6 protein-coding genes and 1 pseudogene are annotated in these 7,745 nt (G+C 64.6%); 2 read left to right on the forward strand and 5 right to left on the reverse strand.

Annotated features, from left to right (window positions below; genetic code table 11):
• Positions 1-48: 48 nt before the first annotated feature.
• Both ACQ4N9_RS26050 and ACQ4N9_RS26055 read left to right on the forward strand, forming a co-directional pair.
• Positions 49-513 (forward strand): multidrug transporter, encoded by a 465-nt coding sequence (locus ACQ4N9_RS26050; protein WP_390967010.1) that lies wholly within the window; start codon positions 49-51, stop codon positions 511-513.
• A 151-nt stretch (positions 514-664) separates the two neighbouring features.
• Positions 665-1,489 (forward strand): SDR family oxidoreductase, encoded by an 825-nt coding sequence (locus ACQ4N9_RS26055; RefSeq protein WP_232882164.1) that lies wholly within the window; start codon positions 665-667, stop codon positions 1,487-1,489.
• Positions 1,490-1,634: 145 nt separating this feature from the next.
• Here the strand turns inward: ACQ4N9_RS26055 and ACQ4N9_RS26060 are convergent.
• The 5 genes and pseudogenes from ACQ4N9_RS26060 to ACQ4N9_RS26080 form a co-directional block, all read right to left on the reverse strand.
• Positions 1,635-3,029: pseudogene (locus ACQ4N9_RS26060) on the reverse strand (efflux transporter outer membrane subunit); the annotation flags it as partial.
• Between the two features lie 146 nt (positions 3,030-3,175).
• The gene (locus ACQ4N9_RS26065) at positions 3,176-4,237 is read right to left on the reverse strand and encodes an HlyD family secretion protein (protein WP_390967008.1); all 1,062 of its coding nucleotides are present in this window, start codon (positions 4,235-4,237) and stop codon (positions 3,176-3,178) included.
• 27 nt (positions 4,238-4,264) lie between these two features.
• Positions 4,265-5,806: an MFS transporter gene (locus ACQ4N9_RS26070; protein ID WP_390967006.1), complete on the reverse strand. Its 1,542-nt coding sequence runs from the start codon at positions 5,804-5,806 to the stop codon at positions 4,265-4,267.
• A gap of 364 nt (positions 5,807-6,170) precedes the next feature.
• On the reverse strand, positions 6,171-6,581 hold the full coding sequence (locus tag ACQ4N9_RS26075; protein WP_390967004.1) for a hypothetical protein: 411 nt from the start codon (positions 6,579-6,581) through the stop codon (positions 6,171-6,173).
• A 144-nt stretch (positions 6,582-6,725) separates the two neighbouring features.
• Positions 6,726-7,631 (reverse strand): LysR family transcriptional regulator, encoded by a 906-nt coding sequence (locus ACQ4N9_RS26080; protein ID WP_390967002.1) that lies wholly within the window; start codon positions 7,629-7,631, stop codon positions 6,726-6,728.
• Positions 7,632-7,745 lie beyond the last annotated feature (114 nt).

Below are 7,745 nucleotides of genomic sequence, written 5' to 3' on the forward strand. Positions count from 1 at the left end.
TTTTCCCGCTAGGATGATCAAACCCCCGCCACCAAGGCCTGCTCCACCATGATCATCGGCGCCCTGCTCGTCCTCACCTGGCTGATTCTGCTGCTGCGCTACCCGGCCAAGGCCCTGCCGATTTCCCTGGCGGCCGTGTGCGGCCTGGGGCTGGTGGCACTGGGCGTCGCCTGGCAGGACAGCCGCGAAGCGTCGCAACTGGCGCGCCTCGATCTGCGTCTGAGTTACGCCCCCGATCAATGCCCCGCCGACCGCGCCCTGCAGGTGCGCATGAAGAACGGCAACAACGTCCCCTTGTCAGAACTACGCTGGCGCGTGGGCGCCTATGCCCCGGGCGATACCGTGAACCTTGCCGAGAACACCTATGCAGCACCGCGCTATCGCGGCCCGGGCGAATTGCAGCCCGGCGCCGAGTGGAGCGACTGCCTGCCAGTGCCACCGTTGCGTTCGGGGTATCGGCCGCAGACCCTGGAGTTTCGTGCCGAGCATCTGCAGGGTACATTCGCCAATTGATGCTTTGCCTGTACCGGCCTCTTCGCGGGTGAACCCGCTCCCACAGGTACCCCACAGTATTCAAGGCCTGTGCGATACCTGTGGGAGCGGGTTTACCCGCGAAGAGGCCAGAACAGCCAACACAAACCTCCCTTCATGAAAGGCCTCAAAGATGCCCACCGTCCTCATCACCGGTTGTTCCAGCGGCATCGGCCGCGCCCTGGCCGACGCCTTCCGCGATGCCGGCCACGAAGTCTGGGCCACCGCCCGCAAGCTCGACGATGTCGACACCCTGCTCGCCGCCGGTTTCGCCGCTCGGCAACTGGATGTGAATGACAGCGAGGCACTGACCCGCCTGGCCGACGAGCTGGAAGACCGCCACGGCGGCCTCGACATCCTCATCAACAACGCCGGCTACGGCGCCATGGGCCCACTGCTCGACGGCGGTGTCGAGGCCATGCGCCAACAGTTCGAAACCAACGTCTTCGCCCTGGTGGGCGTGACCCGCGCGCTGTTCCCGCTGCTGCGCCGTTCCCGTGGGCTGGTGGTGAACATCGGCAGTGTCTCGGGCGTGCTGGTCACGCCATTCGCCGGTGCCTACTGCGCCTCGAAGGCGGCGGTGCATGGGCTGACCGACGCGCTGCGCCTGGAGCTGGCGCCGTTCGGTATCCGGGTGATGGAAGTGCAGCCGGGGGCGATTGCCTCGCAGTTCGCCAGCAATGCCCAGCAACAGGCAGAACAGGTGCTGGCGAGCGATTCACCGTGGTGGCCGTTGCGTGAGCAGGTGCAGGCCCGGGCGCGGGCTTCGCAGGATCGGCCGACTTCGGCGGCGGTGTTTGCCCAGCGCTTGCTGGCCGCTACGCGCAAGTCGCCAGTGCCGGCGCTGGTGCGTATCGGCAATGGCAGCACGGCGTTGCCGTTGATGGCGCGGGTGCTGCCGCAGAGGTTGCTGGATTGGGTGCTGCGCAAGCGATTCGGTTTGTTGCGCCCGCTCTGACGTCATCGCGGGGCAAGTCGCCCCTCATCGAACTGTGGGAGCGGCTTTAGCCGCGAACACCGGCAGAGCCGGTGCCATCCACCGCGCCGCCTGCTTCGCGGCTAAAGCCGCTCCCACAGGGTATGTGGCGCACTGGCGAACACAGTTCCTGGTCGAACGCCTGCCAGCCGCCACCCAGGGCCTTGTACAACCCCACCAACGCCTGCGACACCGCCGCCGAGCTGTCGATCCACTGCTCTTCGCTGGCCAGCAGCGCACCCTGCACGGTCAGCACATTGAGAAAGTCCACCGCCCCTTCCACGTACTGGCGCTGCGCCGTCTCCAGGGCGATGCGGTTCTGCCGCACCGCCTCGGCCAAGTGGTCGCGGCGCAGCTGGCTGGCGTTGTACAGGCGCAGCACGTCGTCGATCTCATGCCAGGCGCCCAGCACCACCTTGCGGTAGTTCAGCGCCGCTTCCTGTTGCTGGGCTTCGCGCAGCTCCAGCGTGCCCTTGAGCCGCCCACCCTCGAAAATCGGCAGCGACAGCTGCGGCCCGAAGGCAAAACGGCGTGAATCCCAGGCGCCGAAATCGGACAGCTGCATGGCCTGGAAACCGACACTGCCCGACAGGCGAATGCTCGGGTAGAAGTCGGCCTTGGCCACGCCGATGCTGGCGGTGGCCGCATGCAGGCGGGCTTCGGCCTGGCGGATGTCCGGGCGGCGCTCGGCCAGTTCGGACGGCAAGCCGATGGCAAACTTCTGCTGCGGCGTGGGCAGTTCGCCGCCCTGCAGCAACTCAGCCTGCAAGCTGCGCGGCGGTTCGGCGGCGAGCAGGCTGAGGGCGTTGATCAGGTCGTCGCGGCGGGCTTCCAGGCTGGGCAGGCGCGACTCGATCGACGCCACCTGGGCGCTGGCCTGGGCCACATCCAGGCGCGTGGCAACGCCCTCGGCCTGGCGGTCTTCGGACAGTTTCAGGCTGTGACGGGCGACCTTGAGGTTGTCCTGGGTCACCTCGAGGGTGTGCTGCACGGCGCGCAGCTGGATGTAGTTGCCGGCGGTTTCCGACAGCAAGGCCAGCAGCACCCCGCGGCGGTCGTTCTCAGCCACTTCGACGCTGGCATCGGCCGCCTCGACCTGGCGCCGCACACGGCCCCACAGGTCCAGTTCCCAGCCGGCGACCAGGTCGCCCTGCCAGAGGTTGAAGGCCGATTTGCCCGCCTTGCCCGATGGATCGCTCAAACCTTCGGCGCTGTTGCGCGCACGGCTGTAGCCGGCGTTCGCGTCCACCGAAGGCATTTCGTCGGCGGCCACGGTGCTGCGCAGGGCGCGGCTTTGCAGCAGGCGCGCGCTGGCCATCTGCAGGTCGAGGTTGCGCTCGGCGACCTTCTGGATCAGCGCACTCAACTGCGCATCATGGAAACTGTCCCACCAACGCAGCTCCAACGGCTCAGCCACCGGTTGGCTGGCCGCAGCCTCACCTTGCAGGGCGGCCCACTCCTTTGGCGCTTCGCTGCTCGGGCGTTGGAAATTCGGGCCCAGGGTGCAGCCGGCCAGCAGCATGGCTAGCAGCACGGGGGCCGCTGCGCGCCCCTTTCGCGACACAAGGCCGCTCCTACAGGCGACCGCGATCCCTTGTAGGAGCGGCCTTGCGCCGCGAAAGGGCTGCGCAGCAGCCCCATCGGCCGCGAAAATCTCAACCTGCCCACTCATCGCGCAGTCACCTCTTTGCCGTCGAGCCGGTCCCCCTGGGTATCGATGGTCGCCTCCACCGACATGCCCACCCGCAGGCGTGCAAGCAGCGGCTGGCCGTCATCGAAGACGATCTTCACCGGGATGCGCTGCACCACCTTTGTGAAGTTGCCGGTGGCGTTGTCCGGCTTGACCGCCGCGAAGGTCACCCCAGTGGCCGGGGCGATGCTTTCGACATGACCGTGCAGCTTTTCACCGGAGAAGGTATCGACGCTGATGCTCACCGGCTGGCCCGGCTGCACGTGGGTCAGCTGGGTTTCCTGGAAATTGCCGACGATATAGGCGCGCTCCAGCGGCACCACCGACAGCAGCCGTGCCCCCGGATTCACGTAGGCCCCCACGCGCAGGGCTCGCTCGCCGACCATGCCATCCACCGGCGCGGTGATGCGGGTGTAGGACAGGTCCAGCTGAGCTTTCTCCAGCCCCGCTTCGGCACGTTTGAGCTGGCCATCGGCGCTGGCCACCTGGGCGCTGAGGATGTCCACCTGCTTGCGCGTGGCCACCAGCGCCGCTTGTACGTTGGCCAGCCGTGCCCGGGCCTGGTCGACCCGGCTGCGCGCCTGCTGAGCATTCTGCACGGTGCCAGCGCCCTGCTCGGCCAGACGGCCGTAGCGGTTGACTTCATGGTCGGCAAACGCCGCCTCGGCCTGGGCCGCCTTCACCGCGGCCTCAGCCTGGGCGATCACCGCCGCCTGGCGCTCCAGGGTGGCGCGGGCGTCCAGGCTCTGGGCCTTGGCCACCAGCAATTGGGCCTGGGCCGCATCGAGGGCGGCCTGGTAGTCACGCGGGTCGATGGTCGCCAATAACTGGCCGGCGGTGACTTGCTGGTTGTCCTCTACCAGCACCTCCTTGATGAAGCCCGCCACCTTGGGCGCGACCACGGTGTAGTCGGCGGTGATGTAGGCATCGTTGGTGCTCTGGCGATGATCGCTGCCGAGCATCCAGGGCCCGACGATGCCAGCCAGCACGGCCACGGCCAGAACCGAGCCGATGAAAAGCGTTTTGCGGTTGTTGGTCATTTCAATGTCTCGAATTCATCCACAGGCTCAGGCCACCGCACGCGGTGGATAGATGCGGGTAGGCACGAAGGGGATCAGGCAGATCAGGGCGACGGCGAAGCCTGCCATCACCAGGTAAAGGTCGGCCGAGGTCAGCACCAGGGCCTGGTCATGAATGCGCTTGGCCAGGCCGGCGGTGTTGTCGTCGATCAGTGGCGCATTGCCCAGGCGGTCGACCAGGTGGTTGGAATGGAAATGTCGGCGCACGGTGCCCAGGGCATCGAGCAGGCCACCGGCGATCACCGCCGACAGGCCCTTGACCGTGTTGAACCAGCTGGAGGCGAACGGGCCTTCCTGCGGGGTCATGCCGTTGGTCGAAAGCATCAGCAACGGCAGCACCGCCATCGGCTGGCCGAACACCTGCAGCAGGTAGAAGGGGTAGAAGTCGCCGCGGATCCACTGCGAGGTGAGGAGGCTGCTGCCCACGCACGACGCCGCCAGCATCGCCAGGCCCAGCGCCAGCACCCAGCGGCAGTCCACCGCGCGGATGTTGCACAGCGCCGCCGTCAACGGCAGGGCCAGCAGTTGCGGCATGGCCACCAGCATCATCAGCGGGCTGGTTTGCGCTGGGCGGTAGCCCTGGATCTGTGCCAGGTACGCAGACGGAATGCTGCCCACCCCAGAGAGTACGATCAGTACCCCGGCCAGGGTCACCAGGGCAAAGCTCAGGTTGCGCCGCGACAGCATGCGCAGCTGGAAGAACGGCAGCGGCTCGGACCATTCGTTGTACATGAACAGCACCAGCAGCAGCAGGCCACCGCCGAGCAGCCAGCAGATCAGCGGCGAGTCGAACCAGCCCCAGCGATCGCCCAGCGACAGGCCAAGGACGATGCTGCTGATCGCCGGCAGGCCGAGCAGCAGGCCGCGCCAGTCGAACTGCTTGAAGCGCTCCAGGCGCAGCGGGTCCTGGGGCAGGCCCCAGCCCACGCAGGCGATGGCCAGCAAGGAAGGCAGGATGATCTGCCAGAACGCCCACTGCCAGCCGACGTATTCGGTCCACAGGCCCGCCAACGGTGTGCCCAGGTTGGGCCCGAAGGTGGCGGTCAGGGCGTAGCAGGCCAGGCCGTAGACCTTGATGCCCGGCGGCAGGAAGCGCAGCGCCACGCTCATCAGCATCGGTGGCAGGGCACCGGAGGCGAAGCCCTGCAGCACGCGTAGCAGCATCAGGCTGTGCAGGTTGGGGGCGAGGGGTTGGATCAGGCCAAGCACGGCGAACAGGCCGACGGCGGACATGGTGAAGCGGCGCAGCGAGAAGGTGGTGGCCAGCCACGGCGCAAAGGCCATGGCCGACACCGAGGCGGCGCTGTACACCGCCAGCAGCCAGGCGCCTTCGTCGGCACCGATGCCCATGGCGCCACGGATGTCGCTCAGGGAAATCTTGGTCACCGACTCGTTGAGCCCGGCGCACAGCACCGCCAACAACACGCCGAACAGCCCCACCACCACCCGCAGGCCGAACGCCGTCTGCACAGGGGCGGCCGGCGCGGGGGCGGCGGCCAGCGCGGCAGAGGGCGCGGTCAGGGAACTCATGGAATGACATCTCCAGCAACAAATTCAGGGCTGGGGGAAGTCTAAGAAGGTCGAATGCTGACGAAAACTGACTTGTTGGAAGGTTTATGTTGCGTCAGACGCAATCCATGACAATCGCGGGGCAAGCCCGCTCCCACGAAACCCCACCTTGTACTGGCGTTCGTGGGAGCGGGCTTGCCCCGCGATCTGCCGCAACGCGGCAGCAAAGCCTGAACTCGCAACGTCTTTGACACTATTTGATATCGGGTACAGAGGCGCTTCGCACTCCATCGCTGGGCAAGCCCGCTCCCACAAAACTTTTCACACAGAACCTAGGCCGTTGACCGGCGTACGTTCGCTCAAGGTCTCGAATCAATGCGCGACGTCAAGACGTAACATCGAAAGTTCCGGTCAATTTACAATCTATTCCTTCAACAGCCTGTTTAAAGGACAACTCCAAGCTGCCTTTCATCAAAGTATCTGAGATCTCCTCGATAGTGATTTCACCCGAATAAGCGCGCCCAACAAACGATTGCCACCTAAAGTGAAAGACTACAAAAGAATAAGCAGCATCATCTTGTGCACCCACCGGGTAGGAGATTCCAGACTCAAAACCTTCTTCATTGACCAGCAAAAGCTCAAAATCATGTTCACCAAACCCCTCTGCGCGAGCGGCTGTCAATGAATATGGTGAAGGAATTAACATTTTAAACTGAGTGTCAATTTCTTGCGAATAATCCGGTGCAGTGAAAGTGCCCTGCACCTTGAAAAAGCCGCCAGCTTTAATATTGTTCATTTCAATCTGCTCCTATTCGCCATATGGCAACTGCGACGTTAGCGCTACATACACCCAAAAAAAACTGGCAAAAATATCAGGTGACAGATTGAGTCTGTAGTGCACCGTACTGCGCATAGGCCGGTAACAGGCGCATCGGCGACATCAAGGATCGATGCTGCCACACGCCTTCAGCGTCTGCCGTAGCCAGCGGTGCGCCGGATCGTTATCGAACCGAGGGTGCCACGCCTGCATGACATTGACCTTTTCCAATGGCACGGGGATCTCGAAAGAGCGCAATGGCAGTTTCAGCCGGTTCACACTGTTAAGGATGTTGGCTGGTATGGGCAGGATCAAGTCCGAGTCCGGCAGCGAAAACATCGCGGAGTGAAAACTCGTCGTGATCAACGCCACCCGCCGCTCCACCTTGTGATTGGCCAGCGCTACATCGATAGGCCCATTGGCCCGGCCACGGCGTGACACGCTTATTTGCGGATAGGCGGCGAAGCGCTCCGGGGTAATCTGGTCATCGAAGATCGGGTGCCCTTCACGCGCCAGGCCCACGAAGTAGGTATTGAACAGGCTCTGAACCTTGATTTCCGGGCCCAGTTCGACGGCGGAGCTGATAATCAAGTCGATTTGCCCATTGCGCAGCACTGCATCATCGTCACCACTGCCCTCTGGCACAAAACGCAGCACGGTGTTTGGTGCCTGGGCCAGCATCATGCGCAGCAGTTGGGCACCGTACAGGGCGATGAACAGGTCATTGGTGCGAATGTTGAAGGCTCGGTCCAGGTTGACCAGGTCGACATCGTCACCGCTGCGAAATACCTGCCCGGCTTGTTCGACCAAGCCATGCACCTGATCACGCAGGGCCAGCGCCCGGGGCGTCGGCACCAGGCCACGACCGGCGCGCACCAGGATCGGATCGCCCATGGCCTCGCGGATACGCCCCAGGGTGCGGCTCATGGCCGCCGGGCTCAGGTTCATGCGCTGGGCGGCACCGACCACGCTGCCTTCGTCGAGCAGGGCGTCGAGGGCGACGAGCAGGTTCATGTCCGGGAGTTGCATGGCCGTTTTCCGTGACAGCTGTGGGAAACGCGATGGTATCAGGTTGGTGGATTGCGTCAGGCGCAATGGCACCGTGCGTGAGGGGCCATTTATCCGTGTGGGTGAATGAACCGA

The organism is Pseudomonas sp. ES1 (assembly GCF_050586605.1).
In the GTDB taxonomy this organism is placed as follows: Bacteria; Pseudomonadota; Gammaproteobacteria; order Pseudomonadales; family Pseudomonadaceae; genus Aquipseudomonas; species Aquipseudomonas sichuanensis.

Excerpts from the sequence above, each read along its gene's own strand:
- ACQ4N9_RS26055 (WP_232882164.1), top strand. The coding sequence starts at position 665 with ATGCCCACCGTCCTCATCACCGGTTGTTCCAGCGGCATCGGCCGCGCC.
- ACQ4N9_RS26080 (WP_390967002.1), bottom strand. The coding sequence starts at position 7,631 with ATGCAACTCCCGGACATGAACCTGCTCGTCGCCCTCGACGCCCTGCTC.
- ACQ4N9_RS26065 (WP_390967008.1), bottom strand. The coding sequence starts at position 4,237 with ATGACCAACAACCGCAAAACGCTTTTCATCGGCTCGGTTCTGGCCGTG.
- ACQ4N9_RS26075 (WP_390967004.1), bottom strand. The coding sequence starts at position 6,581 with ATGAACAATATTAAAGCTGGCGGCTTTTTCAAGGTGCAGGGCACTTTC.
- ACQ4N9_RS26070 (WP_390967006.1), bottom strand. The coding sequence starts at position 5,806 with ATGAGTTCCCTGACCGCGCCCTCTGCCGCGCTGGCCGCCGCCCCCGCG.
- ACQ4N9_RS26050 (WP_390967010.1), top strand. The coding sequence starts at position 49 with ATGATCATCGGCGCCCTGCTCGTCCTCACCTGGCTGATTCTGCTGCTG.